Source organism: Paenibacillus sp. FSL H8-0122, assembly GCF_038005345.1.
Classification (GTDB): Bacteria; Bacillota; Bacilli; order Paenibacillales; family Paenibacillaceae; genus Paenibacillus_AQ.
Window position 1 is genome coordinate 1,942,739 of the sequence record NZ_JBBOTB010000001.1, and the last position, 18,671, is coordinate 1,961,409.

The 18,671-nt window shown below is 53.6% G+C and carries 15 protein-coding genes; 11 read left to right on the plus strand and 4 right to left on the minus strand.

The genetic code is table 11. The features are described 5' to 3' along the window. Nucleotides 1-90: 90 nt before the first annotated feature. From dinG to NSS64_RS08485, 11 genes are all read left to right on the plus strand, one after another. Nucleotides 91-2,952, plus strand: coding sequence for an ATP-dependent DNA helicase DinG (gene dinG / locus NSS64_RS08435; RefSeq protein WP_341139817.1), 2,862 nt, complete (start codon nucleotides 91-93; stop codon nucleotides 2,950-2,952). Nucleotides 2,953-3,108: 156 nt separating this feature from the next. Further along, complete coding sequence (locus tag NSS64_RS08440) at nucleotides 3,109-3,759, plus strand: redox-sensing transcriptional repressor Rex (protein WP_036698060.1); 651 nt, start codon at nucleotides 3,109-3,111, stop codon at nucleotides 3,757-3,759. After that, nucleotides 3,749-5,050 (plus strand): amidohydrolase, encoded by a 1,302-nt coding sequence (locus NSS64_RS08445; RefSeq protein WP_341139818.1) that lies wholly within the window; start codon nucleotides 3,749-3,751, stop codon nucleotides 5,048-5,050. Before NSS64_RS08440 ends, NSS64_RS08445 begins: the two co-directional genes overlap by 11 nt. A gap of 29 nt (nucleotides 5,051-5,079) precedes the next feature. Next, nucleotides 5,080-5,601, plus strand: a complete 522-nt coding sequence (locus NSS64_RS08450) for a cell wall elongation regulator TseB-like domain-containing protein (RefSeq protein WP_340939731.1) — start codon at nucleotides 5,080-5,082, stop codon at nucleotides 5,599-5,601. Between the two features lie 274 nt (nucleotides 5,602-5,875). Next, on the plus strand, nucleotides 5,876-6,643 hold the full coding sequence (locus NSS64_RS08455) for an aminoglycoside adenylyltransferase domain-containing protein (protein WP_445667784.1): 768 nt from the start codon (nucleotides 5,876-5,878) through the stop codon (nucleotides 6,641-6,643). 225 nt (nucleotides 6,644-6,868) lie between these two features. Beyond that, nucleotides 6,869-7,411, plus strand: coding sequence for a hypothetical protein (locus tag NSS64_RS08460; RefSeq protein WP_341139820.1), 543 nt, complete (start codon nucleotides 6,869-6,871; stop codon nucleotides 7,409-7,411). Then, nucleotides 7,404-8,906 (plus strand): AAA family ATPase, encoded by a 1,503-nt coding sequence (locus NSS64_RS08465; RefSeq protein WP_341139821.1) that lies wholly within the window; start codon nucleotides 7,404-7,406, stop codon nucleotides 8,904-8,906. Before NSS64_RS08460 ends, NSS64_RS08465 begins: the two co-directional genes overlap by 8 nt. Before the next feature lie 132 nt (nucleotides 8,907-9,038). Next, nucleotides 9,039-9,911: a 3-hydroxyacyl-CoA dehydrogenase family protein gene (locus tag NSS64_RS08470; RefSeq protein ID WP_340939738.1), complete on the plus strand. Its 873-nt coding sequence runs from the start codon at nucleotides 9,039-9,041 to the stop codon at nucleotides 9,909-9,911. Continuing rightward, nucleotides 9,908-11,116 (plus strand): acetate/propionate family kinase, encoded by a 1,209-nt coding sequence (locus NSS64_RS08475; RefSeq protein WP_340939739.1) that lies wholly within the window; start codon nucleotides 9,908-9,910, stop codon nucleotides 11,114-11,116. The genes NSS64_RS08470 and NSS64_RS08475 overlap by 4 nt, the downstream gene beginning before the upstream one ends. A gap of 21 nt (nucleotides 11,117-11,137) precedes the next feature. Next, a complete protein-coding gene (gene asnS, locus NSS64_RS08480; RefSeq protein WP_076156680.1) occupies nucleotides 11,138-12,433 on the plus strand; it encodes an asparagine--tRNA ligase in 1,296 nt (431 codons plus the stop codon). A 24-nt stretch (nucleotides 12,434-12,457) separates the two neighbouring features. Next, nucleotides 12,458-13,225: a DnaD domain protein gene (locus tag NSS64_RS08485; RefSeq protein ID WP_340939741.1), complete on the plus strand. Its 768-nt coding sequence runs from the start codon at nucleotides 12,458-12,460 to the stop codon at nucleotides 13,223-13,225. Between the two features lie 410 nt (nucleotides 13,226-13,635). On the opposite strand, the gene proC is transcribed toward NSS64_RS08485, so the two are convergent. The 4 genes from proC to NSS64_RS08505 all read right to left on the minus strand — a co-directional run bounded on the left by proC (nucleotide 13,636) and on the right by NSS64_RS08505 (nucleotide 18,592). After that, a complete protein-coding gene (gene proC / locus NSS64_RS08490; RefSeq protein WP_341139822.1) occupies nucleotides 13,636-14,502 on the minus strand; it encodes a pyrroline-5-carboxylate reductase in 867 nt (288 codons plus the stop codon). A gap of 30 nt (nucleotides 14,503-14,532) precedes the next feature. Then, entirely contained in the window at nucleotides 14,533-15,780 is a 1,248-nt protein-coding gene (locus tag NSS64_RS08495; RefSeq protein ID WP_341139823.1) for a glutamate-5-semialdehyde dehydrogenase, read from the minus strand. Between the two features lie 58 nt (nucleotides 15,781-15,838). Then, on the minus strand, nucleotides 15,839-16,942 hold the full coding sequence (proB, locus tag NSS64_RS08500; protein ID WP_341139824.1) for a glutamate 5-kinase: 1,104 nt from the start codon (nucleotides 16,940-16,942) through the stop codon (nucleotides 15,839-15,841). Between the two features lie 738 nt (nucleotides 16,943-17,680). Then, entirely contained in the window at nucleotides 17,681-18,592 is a 912-nt protein-coding gene (locus NSS64_RS08505; RefSeq protein WP_340939746.1) for a LysR family transcriptional regulator, read from the minus strand. Nucleotides 18,593-18,671 lie beyond the last annotated feature (79 nt).

Consider the following 18,671-nt stretch of genomic DNA (forward strand, 5'->3'; position numbering starts at 1 on the left):
GCGCCCCGTTTCCCGGGGTGTGCATCGCCTTTTTTCGTAACTTCTGTTATGCTGATAAAGAGTCTCAAGTGAAAGGGAATAGAACTTATAATGAAATTTGCCGTGCTTGATTTTGAAACTACGGGAACCCAATCTGTGGGAGAGATCATCCAGGTTGGCCTTGCCATTATAGAAGAAGACGGGACGATCTCCCGGGTGTATGGTTCCTATGTCAAGCCCGGAGCGCCAATTCCTCCTTTTATTACGGGCCTGACCGGAATTACAGACAGCGATGTACAGGATGCGCCGGAGCTCGATGAGATGATGATGGAGCTGGTGCCGCTGCTGGATGATGTCGTCCTCGTCGGACACAATGTCGCGTTTGATTTTCATTTTTTGCAGAATGCGCTGGACCGCTGCGGCTATCTGCCGTTTCAGGGGCGGATTCTGGATACGATCGATTTTCTCAAAATATGCTTTCCCTCGCTGAGCACCTATCAGCTTGGCGCGGTAAGCAGCCACTTCGGCATTACGCATGACCGACCCCATCAGGCGGACAGTGATGCGCTTGCCACGGCTATTGTGCTGCTCAAATGTCTGGAAGAGCTGCAGAGTCTGCCGCTCTTGACGATTCAGCGGCTGAATGAGCTGTTCGCGGACGAAGACAGTGATTTGGCCTGGTATTTCGACGGTCTGCTGCGGGAGCGGGAGATGGAGACCTTTCAGCCGGAAGGTGAGCTGAGCTTCTACCGCCAGCTTGCGCTGGCTGTGGGGGACTGGGCAGAGCTGGCTGTGCCACGGGAGGAAGGAAGCGTCAATCCGCTGGAGAATATTACCTTTGAAGAATATATGGATGAGGTAACCAAGCGGCTGAAGGCTGTTCTTCCCCAGTATGAGAGCCGGGAAGCCCAGGAGCTGATGATCCATGAGGTCATTACAGCGCTTGAGCAGGACAAGCATCTGCTGATTGAAGCGGGAACAGGCACCGGCAAATCGCTGGGTTATCTGCTTCCGGCCATCTACCATAGTGTGAAAAGTGATCAGAAGGTGATGGTCAGCACTCATACCATTAACCTTCAGGACCAGCTGCGGGAGCGGGATATCCCGCTCTTAACCAGTGTTGTGCCGTTCCCGTTCAAGGCCTCCATCTTTAAGGGAAGAGGGCACTATTTGTGTCTGCGCAAATTCGAACATAGAATGAACAAAAAGGACTTTACGAGTCCAAGGGAAGAAGCGCTCACCGCTGCGCAAATGCTCGTCTGGCTAACCCAGACGACGACCGGCGATGATGAGGAGCTTAACTTAAGCGGGCGGGGCGGCGATTTCTGGGAGACTGTAGCCAGTGATACCGACTCCTGCCTGGGACGCGCCTGTCCCTGGTTCCGCAAATGCTATTACCACCGGGCCAAGCATGAAGCCGGGATCTCCGATGTGGTGGTCACCAATCACTCCAAGCTGTTCGCAGATGTCAAAGCCGGGCATCAGCTTCTTCCGGCGTACGACCATCTTGTGATTGATGAAGCCCATCATCTGGAGGATATTGCCGGCAAGCATCTTGGCATGCAGATGAAATATTTCACATTCGCCCATACCCTCACCCGTCTCTATAAGGATAGCCGGAGCGGGCAGCTGCCTGCCCTCCGCCAGAGTCTGCAGTCTTCGGGCAGTGAGCAGGCTTCCGAATGGAGCGGCGTGATCGACCGGATCTATCCAGATCTGCTGACGGTGAAGGAGTCCTGGGATGCGCTTAGTGACCGGCTCTTCAGCCTGCTGCCCGAGCGCAGCGATGCCGGGGCCGGTGAAGCAGGCCAGCTGGTGGCACGCCTGCAGCCGGGCAAGAAGCCGAAGGATTGGGAGGAGCTGGCTGCCCTTGAGAATACACTGAACCTCAGTCTGAGCGATATCATCCGCAAGGGCGACAAAATGCTCAGTGAGATGCGTGACACGGACAGCCAATCCTCCTCAGACAGCCTTGTGACCGATATCGGCGGGTTATTCAAAGATCTGGCATCCATTAGAGAGCAGATCCGCTTCTTCATGAGCCTGAATGATGAGAATATCGTGTATTGGCTGGAGGGAAGCGGTAATTATAAGGGTAAGTCGCTGCAAATGTATGCTGTTCCCGTAGATGTCAGCACCCAGCTTAGGGAGCTGTTCTTCGATAAGAAGAAGAGCATTATCCTGACCTCGGCCACCTTATCCGTGGATAAATCCTTCCAGTTCATGATCGATAACCTGGGTCTTGGCGAGGCTGCCGAGCAGCGGCGTCTGATGACTGCACTGCTTCCATCACCATTCAAGTATCGTGAGCAGGCGCTCCTGGTCATTCCCCGGGACTTCCCGAGCGTCAAGGGAAGTATAGGGGATGCCCGCTTTGTGGACACCCTCGTGCACTCCCTTGCCGAGACAGCTGTAACAACACGGGGGCGGATGCTGGTGCTGTTCACCTCCTACAAGATGTTGCGCCAGGTCTATGAGCCGCTGAAGGAGGCGCTTGCCTCACAGGATATTGCGGTGCTGGGACAAGGCGTGGAAGGCGGCAGCCGGAGCAAGCTGATCCGCCGCTTCCAGGATAGCCCGGCTTCGGTCTTGCTGGGTACCAGCAGCTTCTGGGAAGGGGTGGATATCCCGGGAGAAGCATTGACCTGCCTGGCGATTGTCAGACTGCCGTTCCAGCCGCCGAATCACCCGCTGGCAGAAGCGAAGTCGGAGCTGCTTCAGGCACAGAAGAAGAATCCGTTCATGAAGCTGTCCGTGCCGCAGGCCGTCATCCGCTTCAAGCAGGGCTTCGGGCGGCTGGTCCGCACGGCGCAGGACCGGGGCATCGTAATTGTGTACGATACCAGAGTCATTGAATCGCATTACGGAAAGTACTTCCTGTACTCGCTCCCCGGTCCCAAGATGGAGCATATGCTCACCGAGCAGATGGTCCCGAGAATTGCCGAATGGCTGGATGACGGCGGGGTTTCCTAATTCATCTGCTATTGCTATTATTAATAAGTCATGATTAACCTGAAGATCCGTTCCCGCCTGCCCTGCCACTCCGGCAGGCGGCGGGGCACGGTTGCTATAATCGGCATTACATGAAGCGAATTTGTGATGTTACATCAACTTGAAGGAGGAGAATACATGAAATCGGATAAAATATCGGAGGCCGTCGTGCGCAGGCTCCCAGTGTACCTGCGTTTCCTGAACGATCTCCAAAAACGTGAAATCTCCACAGTCTCTTCTCAGGAGCTGGGCCAGAAGCTTGATCTGAATCCCGCCCAGATCCGCAAGGATTTGGCTTATTTCGGTGATTTTGGCAGAAAAGGCATCGGCTATGATGTATCTTATCTGATTGAGAAGATCCGCCATATCCTGAAGCTTGACCAGCAAATTAATGTTGCACTGGTTGGAGCCGGTAATCTCGGTCATGCCTTGTCTAACTACAACGCTTACTTAAAGGATACGATGAAGATTACTGCCATCTTCGATGCCTATCCGCCGAAGGTAGGCCAGCAGATCAACTCGCTGGTTGTGCAGCCGATGGAGGAGCTAAGCAGTACAATCCGCTCGCAGGGCATCCGGATCGGGATTATTACCGTGCCCGACAGCGAAGCCCAGAACGTAGCTGATATTCTTGTCGATTCCGGTATCGAGGCGATTCTGAACTTTGCACCGGTTATTCTCAAGACGCCTGCCAATATCCGGATTCATGCCGCAGATTTCACCACAGATCTGCAGAGCTTGGCTTATTATTTGCATGATGGAAAGGATGAGGCTGAAGATGAGCAGTAAGATCACGATAATCAAGAATGGGCACTTCCTGGTTCCGGGCAGTGACAAGCCGGTTCTGAGCGGGTACATGACCCTGGAGAATGATTTGATTACTTACATAGGTGAAGCTGAGCCGGCAGTGGAGGATGGCGCACAGGTCGTAGACGGCAGCCGTCTGCTGTTCATGCCTGGTCTGGTCAATACCCATGGTCATACTGCAATGTCACTGCTGCGCGGATACGGCGACGATATGGTGCTTCAGTCTTGGCTGCAGGAGAAGATGTGGCCGATGGAAGAGAAATTCACTGGTGATGATGTATATTGGGGAACCTCGTTGTCCGTGCTGGAGATGCTGAAGGGCGGCACAACCACCTTCCTCGATATGTATGATCATATGGACCGGGTAGCGGAAGTGACCGAGCAGTCCGGTATTCGTGCGGTGTTGATGCGCGGCGTAATTGGGCTATGCCCGGAAGAGGTACAGCAATCCAAGCTCGCTGAGGCGATTGCTTTTGCCCGTAACTGGCACGGCAAGGCTGATGGCAGAATTACGACCATGCTCTCGCCGCACGCCCCGTACACCTGTCCTCCAGAGTTTTTCATGAAGTTTGTGCAGGCTGCCCATGATCTGGACTTGCCAATGCACACCCATATGTCCGAGACGCGCCATGAAGTGGAGCAGAACGTGGCCGACTATGGCCTGCGTCCGGTCGCACATCTGGAGAAGCTCGGGATGTTCACCCGTCCTTCGCTCATTGCCCACGGGGTTCATCTGAACGATGAAGAGATCGGGATTCTGGCCCGCCATAACGTTGGCGTGTCGCATAACCCCGGCAGTAACCTGAAGCTGGCCAGCGGGGTTGCGCGTGTTCCTGAACTGCTGAGAGCCGGGATTAAGGTCTCCCTGGGTACAGACGGCGCGGCAAGCAACAATAATCTGGATATGTTCGAAGAGATGAGGCTGGCGGCTCTGATTCACAAGGGCGTAAGCGGTGATCCCACAGCGGTACCGGCTCCTGAGGCGCTTCTGATGGCTACGGAGTATGGGGCGCAGTCTATTTTCCTAAGCGGGGTAGGCCGGCTTGCCGCAGGAATGAAGGCCGACTTCATCGCACTTGATATTGACCAGCCGCATCTGCTGCCGCATACCGATCTGCTCTCCCATGCCGTATATTCGGCAAGTGCCAAGGATGTGGAGCATGTATGGGTGAACGGCCGGCAGGTTGTGAAGCATGGACAATGCCTGACACTTGATGAGGAAGCCATCCGCCGCAAAGCACAGGAGACGTTCGAGAGCCTGCTTAAACGGTAATTCAGGGAAACGGGAAAGGAAGCAGCGTGGTGAAGAAGAAGAGGAGAAGATGGATCTGGCTGGGGATTACCGTGGTGCTGCTCCTTCTGTTCGGACTAAGCCAGTTCTATGCCTACATTATGAAGGACCAGTGGAACGAGCGGAGTGAGGCCAAGGAGCTGGCCCGGGCGCGTGCCGGACTAACAGAGGTTACCAAGGCCCAGAAATCTGTCTGGAATGAGAATGAGATCTACTGGGTGCTGACCGGTAAAAATGAAGCAGGGACCGATCTGATGGTGTGGGTCCGTTTCACCTTGGAGGGCAAGCCTGCCGGAGGCGACAACGACCTGTATGCAGAGGAACTGAGCAATGGCACCTCAGAAGAGAAAATGCGTGGAATCATAGCCGCTCAGCTGCCGGACATTACGATTGAACGGCTGCTGCCCGGTGTATACAACGGGGAATATGCCTGGCAGCTATTTTACAAAAAAGACGGGCGATTCTATTACAGCTTCTACCGCTTCAAGGATGGCAGCGCCATCGGTGAGGGGTACAGTCTGCCGAACCGTTAAGCTAAGCGCTCAGCGGAAGAATACATGCGGGGGAACAGTTTATCTGTTCTCCCGTTTTTTTAACAGATAAATTTATATGTTTTGGGGTCCCCGCAAAGTACCTGAGTCAACACCTACGCTAAAGCCCCACTTTGTGGGGTTATTTTATTATTTTGACGGTGAGGGATGAAGGAAATCGGTACCCCTTCACTTCTGAGATATATCAATTGATATATTAAAAGTAATCCCTAATCTGCTATCAATAACTTGCATGTTGAATGTAACAAGGAGGTTGATGAAATTGGAAATATTGGCATATTTGTATCAGGCGGTGGATCTGTTCAAGGAGGAGCTGGGGGAGAATCTGTCGGGAATTTACGTGCATGGCTCACTGGCGATGGGCTGTTTTCACCCCGATACCAGCGATATCGATCTGCTGATCGTCGTACATGACAAGCTGCCCGCAGAGGTCAGTCATAGACTTGCCAGGCGTATTGTAGCTTATCATGACAGTCTGCCGAATAAGCGCGGAATTGAACTATCTATCGTCCTTAAGACATACCTGCGCAATTTTGTGTATCCTACGCCTTTTGAATTTCACTTTTCGGAAGCACATGTAGAGCGGTACAGAGCTGATGAGAATTATCTGTGCGGCGGCTTTGAGGATGCTGATCTGGCGGCGCATTTTACAGTAGTCTACCATCGCGGGTTTATCTTGTACGGGGAGCCGATCCGCGAGGCCTTTGCGCCGCTAGACAACAGGTACTATCTGGATTCCATTATCAGGGATATCGATGATGCACCGCAGAATATTAAGAAATCACCGGTGTATTACACACTGAATCTATGCAGGGTACTCTATTATATGCAGGAAGGTCATGTTTCTTCCAAGAAGGAAGGCGGGGAGTGGGGGCTGCAGCAGTTGCCTGAAGTCTATCACGGTTTGCTTAGACAGTGTCTGAAGGAATATAGCGGTGCGGGGGACGCCGAAGGCTATGAACCGGGCGAATTAACTGATTTTGCGGAATATATGATGGCTGAAATCAAGCGGACTGCGAACTGAAGATGGGCCGGGCAAAAATGATAAGTGCATGAAACATCCAGAAATTAGTATCAAAAATTTTAAATATATTCACAACTTTATGTAAAATCGTATATACACCTGTGATATACTACTACTTGTATCAGGACATGCTTAAGAGCATGTCAGTCTCGGAAGGGCGCTAGACACGCTGGATGGTCTTTATTATAGAGTTATGCTCGGTCATTTTTGAGAGGAGGACGTTTCTTGAAACTGCGTCTCATGCCTGTACTGCTAACGTCTCTGCTGTCTGCTGCATTATTGTTTGGCGGCTGGTATTCTTACCGTACATTCGCGGTGCAGGAGCCGCTGCAGAAGCTGGTATCATCCTACGAGGGAGTGAAGGATTCCCATATTACTATTAAACGCAATGAGGTCACTTTGAAACTGGATTTGCAGCCGGGCACGAAATTACGTGAACTGGTGCAGTATGTATCAAGAGAAGGCAGCACTGCTATTGACGGACGGACCCTGAAGCTGGATGTGGAGCAGAAGCCGAGCGAGCTGCTGGATGAGTACTGGGATAAAGCGATGTTCTCTGTAGCAGAAGCGATGGAGAGCCGGAAGTATACATTGATACCAGCGAAGCTGGACGGACTTAAGGAGCAGGACAGCAAGTACAGCGGGGTTACAGCCGCCACAGAGATTGACGACAATAATGTATATGTAAGCCTGAGCAACGGCACAGAGAGCAAATTCATTATTCTGCCGCGTGCAGCAGCCAAGATGGGAGTGTGGAACAATGTTTAAGTACTGGAAAGAGGTTGTAGCCGGATTCGTTCCGGTCATGCTGATTTTTATGGCTTTTGTGGGGATTAATATCTTCCCTGTAATCATAGCGCTGGGTATGGTTGCCGCGCTCCTGTTCATTGCCCATGCCCGTGGCGGTCTGACGGTTAATGCAGGTGCAGATAAGAAGCGCAAGAAGAACGGCCCCTCCAAGCTGACCTTTGAAGAGATCGGCGGACAGGACAATGCCAAGCAGGAGCTGCGTGAAGCGCTGGACTTCCTGATCCGGCACGAAGAAATCAGCAAGTTCGGGATTCGCCCGCTCAAGGGAATTCTGCTTACAGGTCCTCCGGGAACAGGAAAGACGCTGATGGCTAAGGCTGCGGCGCATTATACGGGCTCCGTGTTTGTAGCTGCCTCGGGCAGTGAATTCGTTGAGATGTATGTCGGTGTGGGTGCGGGACGCGTACGCGATTTGTTCAAGGATGCCCGCACACGCGCACTCAAGGAGAATAAGCAAAGTGCCATTATTTTCATTGATGAAATCGACGTCATCGGCGGGAAGCGCGAAGGCGGACAACAGCGTGAGTATGATCAGACCCTCAATCAGCTGCTGACGGAGATGGACGGGATTTATAACAATGATACCCCGCGCATCCTGCTGGTAGCCGCAACGAACCGCAAGGAGATGCTGGATTCTGCGCTGCTGCGCCCGGGGCGTTTTGACCGCCATATTCAGGTGGATATGCCTGATAAGAAGGGCCGCAAGTCGATTCTCGACCTGCATGCCAAGAACAAGCCGCTGCATGACACCGTGGATCTGGATAAAATCGCCGAAGAAGCTTACGGCTTCTCGGGTGCGCAACTGGAGAGCGTGATGAACGAAGCCGCGATCTACATGATGCGCGAGAATCTGACCCTGGTAGAGCAGCGTCATCTGTCGATGGCGATCGACAAGGTGATGATGGGTGAGAAGACCGACCGTGAGACCAACCATGAAGAGAAGAAGCGGGTAGCGATTCATGAGCTTGGACATGCTATTATGGCTGAGCTGCTGCGCCCCGGAAGCGTTAGCCAGGTAACACTGACTCCGCGCGGTCAGGCTCTAGGGTATGTCCGGCATAATCCGCAGACCGAGCAGTATCTGTACACGAAGGATTACCTGGAGAACCAGATTATGATTGCCCTTGGCGGAGCGGCTGCCGAAGAGATGTATTACGGCGGACGCAGTACCGGTTCCCGTGGAGACTTCGATCAGGCGCTGAATATCGTTGAGACGATGATGAAGTCAGGGCTCACCTCGCTGGGCATTGCGAATCTGCAAATGGTTACCACCGAAGAATTAATGAAGGAAAACAGTAAGATACTGGATGAGCTTATGATCCATACGAAGGACATGCTGGAGCAGCAGAGAAATATATTTGATTACTCCCTTGACATTTTAATGAAGGAAGAAGTTCTCTCCGGAGAGCAATTTCGTTGTCAATTTCGTGACAGTGTCCTTTTACCGGCATAATTCTTTATGCCGGTTATTTTTTTTTACTTTTCAGACATGCTAAGATATCATTATATGTCGGGCTACTTATTTTTTTCGACAGACAAGGTACAATACAGAAGTATAGATACCTGAAAGGATGGAGACTTTTACATGAATTTTAAGAAGATCGGTGTCATCGGCGGAGGCACAATGGGACAAGGGATTGCCGAAATGCTGGCAGCCAAGGGCCTGGATGTCATGCTGGTGGAGAAAACTGCAGAACGGCTGAACTACTCCTACGAAATGATCGAGACCAGTCTCGACAAACAGCTGGAGAAATGGGCGATTACCCAGGCGGAGAAGAAGCTGATCCTGGGCCGTATCCAGAAGGTTACACACTTCGCTGAACTGAGCTCCTGCGATATGGTCATTGAGACCATCGTTGAAGATCTGGAAGCCAAGCAAAAGGTATTCAATCAGCTCGATCAGGTGTGTCCGAGCCACATTATTCTTGCCAGCAATACGTCAACGCTTAGCTTGACTGAGCTTGCAAGCTCTACAATGTATCCGGAACGCGTTATCGGCATGCACTTCATACACCCTGTAGGTAAGGTGGATCTGGTTGAAATCGTGCGCGGTCTGAAAACCTCGGACAGCACATTTGAAGATACCAAAGCCTTTGTCGATGAGATTGTTGAGAAAAAAGGCGTTATGATCTACGAATCCCCCGGATTTGTATCTTCACGCCTCATTTGCCTGTTCATTAACGAGGCTATGCATGTGCTCCAGGAAGGGGTTGCCTCTCCTGAAGATATTGATGACGCAATGCGCATTGGCTACCAGTTCCAGAACGGGCCGCTTGAAATGGCAGACCGCTTCGGTCTGGATTCCGTTCTTGCCGCACTGGAGAACATGTTCCGTGAATACGGCGAGCTCAAGTACCGTCCTTCGACCATTCTCAAGAAGATGGTGCGTGCTGGACAACTGGGTGCGAAATCGGGCGAAGGCTTCTTCAAGTATGACAAGGATGGTGACCGGGTATGAAAGTATTAGTAATTAACGCAGGCAGTTCTTCTCTGAAATATCAGCTCTATGACATGACGGATGAATCCGTACTTGCCAAAGGTCTGGTTGAGCGTATCGGTATGGATTCCTCCATTCTGACCCACAAACCAACCGGCAAACAGGAAGTTACCGAGGTTAGCGAAATTCTGGAGCACACTACAGCGATCCGCAAGGTTCTGGCGAATCTGACTGACAAGGAACACGGCGTCATTGCATCCATTAACGAGATTAATGCTGTAGGCCACCGCGTAGTACACGGAGGAGAGAGCTTTAAGGAATCCGCACTTGTTACTACGGAAGCCAAGTCCGAAATCCGCCGTCTGTTCGACCTGGCTCCGCTGCATAACCCTGCCGCGCTGCTTGGTATTCTGGCTGCCGAGAGCAATATGCCGGGTGTGCCGCAGACCGTTATTTTCGACACAGCCTTTCACTCCACCATGCCTGAGAAAGCATATTTATACGCTATTCCAAGAGTACTGTACAGCAAATACAAGATCCGCCGTTACGGCTTCCATGGGACTTCCCATGATTATGTAAGCAAGGCTGCGGCTGAGTTTGTCGGACGTCCGCTGGAAGAGCTGAAGATCATTACCTGCCACATCGGTAACGGTGCCAGCCTCACGGCTATAGACGGCGGTATCTCTGTAGATACTTCGATGGGGATGACTCCGCTTGAAGGTCTGATGATGGGTACACGCAGCGGTGACATCGACCCTGCTATTGTTCCTTACGTAATGAACAAGGAAGAATTGACTCATGGTGAAGTCAACTCTATGCTTAATAAGCACAGCGGTATGCTGGCGATCTCCGGGATCAGCAGCGACATGCGGGAAATTATCGAAGGATACGAGAAGGGCGAGCCGAATGCTTCGCTGGCCTTCGAAATGTACGAATACCGTCTTCGCAAATACATCGGGGCTTACACCGCAGCACTTAACGGTGCAGACGTTATCGTCTTCACTGCCGGTGTAGGGGAGAATGCGTCCTTGCTTCGCGAGAAGGTCCTGCGCAACCTGTCCTACCTGGGTATTGAGCTGGACGCCGAAGCCAACAAGGTTCGTTCGGGCGATCCGCGCCGTATCTCTACTGCAAGCTCCAAGGTACAGGTACTTGTGGTTCCGACGAACGAAGAGCTGGTGATTGCACGCGATACCTATCGTATTGTGCAGGGAATTAACGGCTAAATTAGAGGAGAGATTACAGGCATGGCTAACAAGAGTGTAATCAAGAACGTGAATGAGCATGTCGGAGAGACTGTTGTCATCGGATGCTGGGTGAACAACAAGCGCTCCAGCGGTAAAATTCAGTTCCTGCAGCTTCGCGACGGTACCGGTTATATCCAGGGGGTTGTGGTGAAATCCGAAGTCCCTGAGCAGGTCTGGGATGATGCCAAGAGCCTCACCCAGGAAAGCTCGCTGTATGTGACCGGAATCATCCGTGAGGAGCCCCGCAGCCAGTCAGGCTACGAGCTGACGGTTACGGGCATTGAAGTTCTGCATCTTACCGAGAATTATCCAATCACACCTAAGGAGCATGGCGTCGATTTCCTGATGGATCACCGTCATCTCTGGCTGCGTTCCTCCAAGCAGCGGGCGGTAATGGTGATTCGTGCGGAGATTATCCGCGCGGTTCAGCAGTTCTTCAATGAGCGCGGCTTCACGAAGGTGGACCCGCCGATTCTGACACCAACGTCAGCAGAAGGCACAACCAACCTGTTCCACACCAAGTACTTCGAAGAGGATGCGTATCTTACCCAAAGCGGACAGCTGTATATGGAAGCCGCAGCCATGGCGCTGGGACGCGTCTATTCGTTCGGGCCTACCTTCCGTGCAGAGAAATCCAAGACCCGCCGCCACTTGATTGAGTTCTGGATGATTGAGCCGGAAATGGCTTTCACCGACCATGAAGAGAGCCTGTGTGTACAGGAGGATTTCATCAGCTTTGTCGTGCAGTCCGTGCTTACGAATTGCCGCGCTGAGCTGGAAGCGGTGGGCCGCGATGTCTCGAAGCTTGAGAACATCAAAGCACCATTCCCGCGTATCAGCTATGACGATGCGATTAAGTTCCTGAATGAAAAGGGCTATGAAATTGCCTGGGGCGATGATTTCGGGGCTCCTCATGAGACGGCGATTGCCGAGATGAGCGACAGACCGGTCTTCATTACCCACTATCCGGCTTCCTTCAAGGCTTTCTATATGAAGCCGCATCCTGATCGTCCGGAAGTGGTGCTGTGTGCGGATATGATCGCTCCTGAAGGCTACGGGGAGATCATCGGCGGATCACAGCGTATTGATGATCCGGCGCTGCTGGAAGCCCGCTTCAAGGAACATAACCTGTCGATGGACACCTACAAATGGTACATGGATCTGCGCACCTACGGCACGGTTCCACACTCCGGCTTCGGTCTGGGGCTGGAGCGTACAGTAGCCTGGATCTGCGGTCTGGACCATGTCCGTGAGACCATTGCCTTCCCTCGTACACTGTACCGTCTTTACCCTTAAAGAATAGGGAAAGGGGGCTTAAGTATGGACGGAAAAGGTTGGAATACCTGGGGCGAGGGCGTAGCCTTCGGCCTGGAGAACGGAATGGCCGTCATTCCTTATGCACTCCTGAAATATTACCGGAAGCTGAATCTGACCGGCAGTGAATCCATGCTGCTGATTCACCTGCTCTCCTTCAGACAGGTAGAGGGGATTGATTTCCCTTCCCTGGAGGAGCTGCAGGCAGTAACCGGGCGCAGTATTCCGGTGATTGCCGGAGAGCTGCAGAAGCTCATGAAGGAGGGGTTCATCAGCATCGACGGAGATAACGACGAGCTGAGGGACATCCATTATGAGCGCTATAACTTCTCCGGCTTATACGCGAAGCTGGGTGCTTATCTGGCGGAACTCTCCCGGGAGAATGCTCAGGAGAAGCCCAGCCAGAGCGGGCGGGAGCCAGGAGCCCGGGCAGTGGCTCATTACTCCGGGGCTACCGCACCGGATGGCGGCTATGGCCGCCCGGCTGTGCCGGGTGACAAGGAGTCAGAAGACGGACGCAGTCTGTTCAGCATTTTCGAGAAGGAATTCGGGCGTCCGCTGTCCCCCATGGAATGTGAATCCATTTCCGGCTGGGTGGATGAAGACCGCTATCCCGAAGAGCTGATTCTGCTCGCGCTGAAGGAATCTGTCTTCGCCGGAAAAGTTCATTTCCGCTATATTGACCGCATCCTGCTGGAATGGGCCCGCAACCGGGTGAAGAATGCCCAGGATGTCAAAGCCTATTCCCAGAAATTCCGGGGCGGCGGCAGATGAGCGGAGCGAAATAGATATATGCCGGTCCAGGGCAAGTCCCGGCCGGTTAAGGTGTCCCTTAAGTCATGTATGTGGCTTAAGGGGCATTTTTTTTTTCATTTCCTGGTTGTGAGTGGGCTGAACGTGGGCCGGGAATGGGGCTGAGGGGCAGAAGTGCCCCTGAATTCAGCAAAAGTGGCATAACGAGCAAAATGAGGGGTATAAATGCACTTGATTTGAGCAAAAGTGGCATAACGAGCAAAATGAGGGGTATAAATGCACTAGATTTCGGTCGAAGCCAGTCGAAGCGATGGCGGAATTATGCCTCACAACCAGCACACAGCCCGCAGTCCCTTCACATGGAAGGAACTGCGGGCTGTTATGTTGTAGTAAGAAGTTGTGGTAAGAATATCAATAACTAGGCCAAATAATTAGTGCAGCTCCTGCTCCAGAGCCGAGCCCATCTCCCGGGAACGTTCCGCACACCGGTTGACGGCGGAAATGACGGTCTCGAAGAAATCGCCGCGCTCCAGCACTTCTATCGCCGCTTGGGTAGAGCCATTCGGCGAGGTGACCTTTTTGCGCAGGGAGGCAGGCTCTTCACCGGTCTGCTGCACCATCCGGGCTGCGCCAAGCACGGTCTGGACGGTCAGCTCACGGCTCTGCGCAAGCGGCAGCCCTCCGCGGATACCGGCAGCGATCATCGCTTCCATCATGTAATAGATGTAAGCCGGTCCGCTGCCGGAGATCCCGGTTAAGGTCTCCATCCGTTCTTCGTCAATGACCGCCGTCAGGCCGACCGCTTCGAAGATATTAAGCGCTGTGCGGCGGCTGTCTTCGCCAACCTCCTTGGAGAAGGCAATCCCGGTAGCACCAAGGCCGATGGAGCTGGAGGTGTTCGGCATGGTGCGGACCACAGGCTGCGGATTACCCAGTAAGCCTTGCATCGTACGGATGGTCATCCCGGCAATGACGGAGATGACGAGCTGATCCGGCGACAGCAGCGGTCCCAGGGAACGAAGCGCTTCGGCAGCGTCTTTGGGCTTCATGGCTAGAACGATGACCGGCGCAGTGCGCAGAGCCTCGAGCTTGGACTCGGGAGCATTATAGCCGAGCACGCCGTAACGGCTGCGGAGCTCAGCCAGGCGCTCGCTGCTGCTGCGGTTCAGCATAATAATCCGGTCCGATTCCACTACATTCCGGGCAATCAATCCCCGTACAATGGCCTCAGCCATCGAGCCTGCGCCGTAAAAAACGATATTATGATTGATGAGCGGAATTGCTGGTTGCTGGCACATGGCTGGCAGTCCCCCTATAAGTTGAGTGAGTTAACCCCTGATTTGGCCGGAGCCGTGAATCATATATTTGCTTGAAGTGAGTGCAGGCAGTCCCATTGGCCCGCGGGCATGGAGCTTCTGGGTGCTGATGCCGATCTCGGCGCCGAAGCCGAACTCAAAGCCGTCCGTGAACCGGGTAGATGCATTGTGATATACCGCTGCAGCGTCAATCTCCTGCAGGAAGCGTGCAGCATTCGCCGCGTCTTCAGTTACAATACATTCGGAATGCTTGGTGCCGAATTCCGCGATATGTCCGAGAGCCTCTTCCAGCGTGTCCACGATACGAATATTTAGAATATAATCGTTGTATTCTGTAGCGAAGTCCTCTGGTGTGGCAGGCACAGCCCAAGGGATAAGAGCAACGGTATCCTGGCAGCCGCGCAGCTCCACACGGGCCTCGCGGAAGGCTTCGGCAAGTGCGGCGAGATGTTCTTCGGCGTAAGTACGGTGAACCAGCAGTGTCTCCATTGAATTGCAGACCGAAGGCCGCTGGGCCTTCGCATTCAAGCTAATACGCCGGGCCATTTCCGGATTGGCACTTGCATCCAGATAAGTATGGCATATGCCTGCTCCTGTTTCAATAACCGGTACGGTGGCATTCAAAACCACATTCTGAATCAGAGAGCTTCCTCCGCGCGGGATGATGACATCCAGCAGTCCGTTCAGCTTCAGCATTTCATCCACGGAGGAACGGTTAGGATCTTCGATCAGCTGCAAGGCATCCGGCGGAAGGGAGGTGCCTGCAAGTGCGCGGTGCAGCACCTCGGCGATGGCACGGTTGGAGGAGAGGGCGGAGGAGCCGCCGCGCAGCACCACGGCATTGCCGGTCTTAAGGCATAGTCCGGCAGCGTCAACGGTGACGTTGGGGCGTGCTTCATAGATAATGCCGATGACCCCAAGCGGAACCCGTACCTTCTCAATGTGCAGGCCGTTTGGCCGTTCGATCGTCTCCAGATTGTCTCCAACCGGATCAGGCAGAACAGCAATCTGCTGCAAGCCTTCGGCTATACTGTCAATCCGTCCCGCATCCAAGGCCAGCCGGTCGAGCATCGACTCCGGTGTGCCGTTCAACCGGCCGCGTTCCAGGTCTTCGGCGTTGGCGGCAATAATGTAATCAGCTTCGGCACGCAGGGCGGCAGCCATCACCAGCAGGGCTTCATTCTTCTGGGCGGTAGTCAGGCTTGCGAGTACCCCTGTCGTTGCTTTGGCCAGCGTTGTCTTGTTAACCACTTCACTCATGGCAATTCCTCCTCAAAAAATGATGTTGGCATATGGATATACAATAGGTTGTGCAAAATTAACGCAGTGTGATCCATTCGTCCCGGTGGATAACCTCCAGCCGGTGCACTTCACCGAGCTTGGGCACAATCTCGCGGCTCGGAAGACCCTGAATGCTGCGGAGCTGGCTGTCATCATAATTGACGATGCCCCGCCCAAGCAGCTTCGCATCCGGGCCGAGCACTTCGACGACATCCCCTGAATGGAAGCTCCCCTCAATACGTCTAACCCCGACTGGCAGCAGGCTATGGCCCCCGTGGAGCAGCGCTTCAACAGCACCGTCATCGACATACAGTGATCCGAGCGGGGTAGACATGAAGCCCAGCCATTGTTTTTTGACCGGCAGAGAGGAGAGTGTGGTGGCAAAATAAGTGCCCTTGCCCGTCCCGGCTGCGGCCTGCGATAAATCCCCGGGCTCCTTAACCTGGCCCACGAAGACCGGCACGCCGCCCCGCGTGGCGATCTTAGCCGCGTCGATCTTGGAGCGCATGCCGCCGGTGCCCACGCTTGAGCCCGCACCGCCTGCAATGGCGTAGATCTCAGGCGTAATCTCTTCGATGTGCTCATACCGCACAGCATCCGGGTGCTTGCGGGGATCGCCGCTGTAGACGCCGTCCATATCGGTCAGCACCAGCAGGTGCGAGGCCTTCAGCAGATTGGCAACCAGCGCCGATAAGGTATCGTTGTCACCGAACTTCAGCTCATCCACCGATACCGTATCGTTCTCGTTGAACACGGGCACGGCGCCTTGGCGGAGCAATTCTTCAACCGTCATCATGGCGTTGTTCATGGCCCGGCGGCTGCAGAAGTCCGTACGGGTCAGGAGAATCTGAGCAGTGGGTATACCGTGGCCTGCGAAGGCCTCCTGATAAGCCTGCATCAGCATAACCTGTCCTACCGCCGCCGCCGCCTGCTTCTCATGCAGCAGCCTTGGGCGGGAAGCATAGCCGATGCCCCGGAAGCCGGCTGCGACCGCCCCGGAGGTGACCAGCAGCACTTCACAGCCGTCCTTGCGGAGCGCTGCAATCTCGGCGGCGAAGAAGGCGACCGCCTCACGATTAAGGCCGCCTTCGGGACCTGTGAGTGAGCTGCTGCCGATTTTGACCACAATTCTTGTCGTCATTGTCTTTCACTTTCCTCTCGAATTGAAATGCCTGTAACGCCCGAAAATGACAAAAAGCCCCCATCCTTAGACTTAGCAAAGGACGAAAGCTTGATTAACTTCCGCGGTACCACCTTCATTGATGAGGGTTCATCCGACTTCATTCTCATAACGGGAGTATCCGTCCTGCATGGCAGGCCGCTCAGGGGTAGGATTCGGAAAGGACCTTCGCGGTAAATTCTCCCAGCCTTCAGGAATTTACTCTCTGCACACGAATATACGTCCATTCTTACTGGTCCCGTCAGCACGTTTCACTATTTGTCACTTAGGATACCATGGGGCAGCAGGGTTTGCAAAGAGCCGCGGATAAATTTTTTCATGCAGTGTTGCCGGTGCGATTTATGTTTATCCTGCGGGGCAGGGGGTAAAATACTTATAATCTATTACACAGGAGGTGGATTGATTTGAGTAAGAACAGCGATGCAAGGCAGGAGCAGAATCAAAATGCCAAAGAAGCCGCCGAATTTCAAAACTAGGCGATCCGCGAATTTGTAAAAGATAAGGCCGGGGACACCCGTACGAAGGGGCCTGTGGATGAGAGTACAGCCCGCTTGCCAGATGATCAGAACCGTCTGATCTCACAGCATAACTTGCGTAAATAATATGGATACCTTAACTTAAGTATAGAAGAAATGCCCGTCCTGCCGGTCTGCTGAGCAGGACGGGCATTTGTCATGAATAAGGCTGATTGTATGAGGACTAGTTATCGGTCAGTCCGGCCACGGTTGCCTTGAAGGTCTCGATAAAAGCTTCGGCTGCACGGGACAAGTAACGTCCGCGCCGGTAGGCAATGACCAGCGTCCGGCCTGGCACCGGCTCAGCCAGCGGAAGGTAGACCGGTACGAATTCACTCCTGGCAGCGCGTGCGATAAAGTGAGGCACCAAAGTAACGCCCATCCCGGCAGCAACCAGCGACTGGACCGTCTCCATATTGTTGCTCTCGAAGACGATCCGCGGCTCGAATCCGGCTTCGCGGCATAATTCCACGGTCATTTTACGGAAGCCCTGGCCTTCCTTAAGCACGATAAATGCTTCATCCTTAAGCTCGGCCAGGCTGGTGCGGATGCCCTGCGGTTCGCGGGCGGCCAGCAGATGCCCCGGCGGAACGGCAAGATCGATCCGCTCCTCACCCAGCACCTCGTAGGCCAGGGTTGGAATTTCGAGTGGCAGGGAGAGCAGGCTGAGATCGGTCTGGCCGCTGGCTGTCAGCTTCTCCAGATTCATGGATGAGTCCTCCAGCAGGGTGATTTCAACCTCGGCGTATTTGCTCTTGAATACAGGCAGCACATGCGGGAGCAGGTGTGCTCCGGTGATCGGCATGCTGCCGACCATTACGCGTCCAGTGCGAAGCTGGGAGATATCCGACATCTCCTGCCTCAGCAGTTCAACGGCATCGATAATCCCCTGGGCCTGTTCAACGAACTTCTCACCGGCATAGGTCAGCTCCACAGAGCTGGTATTGCGCTGGAAGAGCAGTACGCCAAGCTCCTTCTCCAGCTTCGACAGCTGCTGGCTGAGCGAGGGCTGGGCGATATGCAGCTTCTCCGCCGCACGGGAGAAATTCCGTTCTGCAGCAATCTGCAGCGTGTATTGCAATTGTCTGAGTTCCATACATAAGCTCCTTTAATGAGTAGATCATCTGTTTATAAGTATAACCTATAAACCCTATAGAAATCATATCTTGGAATTA

What these genes read in the sequence shown, in the direction of transcription:
- dinG (WP_341139817.1), top strand. Translation starts at nt 91, where the DNA reads ATGAAATTTGCCGTGCTTGATTTTGAAACTACGGGAACCCAATCTGTG.
- NSS64_RS08440 (WP_036698060.1), top strand. Translation starts at nt 3,109, where the DNA reads ATGAAATCGGATAAAATATCGGAGGCCGTCGTGCGCAGGCTCCCAGTG.
- NSS64_RS08445 (WP_341139818.1), top strand. Translation starts at nt 3,749, where the DNA reads ATGAGCAGTAAGATCACGATAATCAAGAATGGGCACTTCCTGGTTCCG.
- NSS64_RS08455 (WP_445667784.1), top strand. Translation starts at nt 5,876, where the DNA reads ATGAAATTGGAAATATTGGCATATTTGTATCAGGCGGTGGATCTGTTC.
- NSS64_RS08465 (WP_341139821.1), top strand. Translation starts at nt 7,404, where the DNA reads ATGTTTAAGTACTGGAAAGAGGTTGTAGCCGGATTCGTTCCGGTCATG.
- NSS64_RS08470 (WP_340939738.1), top strand. Translation starts at nt 9,039, where the DNA reads ATGAATTTTAAGAAGATCGGTGTCATCGGCGGAGGCACAATGGGACAA.
- NSS64_RS08475 (WP_340939739.1), top strand. Translation starts at nt 9,908, where the DNA reads ATGAAAGTATTAGTAATTAACGCAGGCAGTTCTTCTCTGAAATATCAG.
- asnS (WP_076156680.1), top strand. Translation starts at nt 11,138, where the DNA reads ATGGCTAACAAGAGTGTAATCAAGAACGTGAATGAGCATGTCGGAGAG.
- NSS64_RS08485 (WP_340939741.1), top strand. Translation starts at nt 12,458, where the DNA reads ATGGACGGAAAAGGTTGGAATACCTGGGGCGAGGGCGTAGCCTTCGGC.
- proC (WP_341139822.1), bottom strand. Translation starts at nt 14,502, where the DNA reads ATGTGCCAGCAACCAGCAATTCCGCTCATCAATCATAATATCGTTTTT.
- NSS64_RS08495 (WP_341139823.1), bottom strand. Translation starts at nt 15,780, where the DNA reads ATGAGTGAAGTGGTTAACAAGACAACGCTGGCCAAAGCAACGACAGGG.
- proB (WP_341139824.1), bottom strand. Translation starts at nt 16,942, where the DNA reads ATGACGACAAGAATTGTGGTCAAAATCGGCAGCAGCTCACTCACAGGT.
- NSS64_RS08505 (WP_340939746.1), bottom strand. Translation starts at nt 18,592, where the DNA reads ATGGAACTCAGACAATTGCAATACACGCTGCAGATTGCTGCAGAACGG.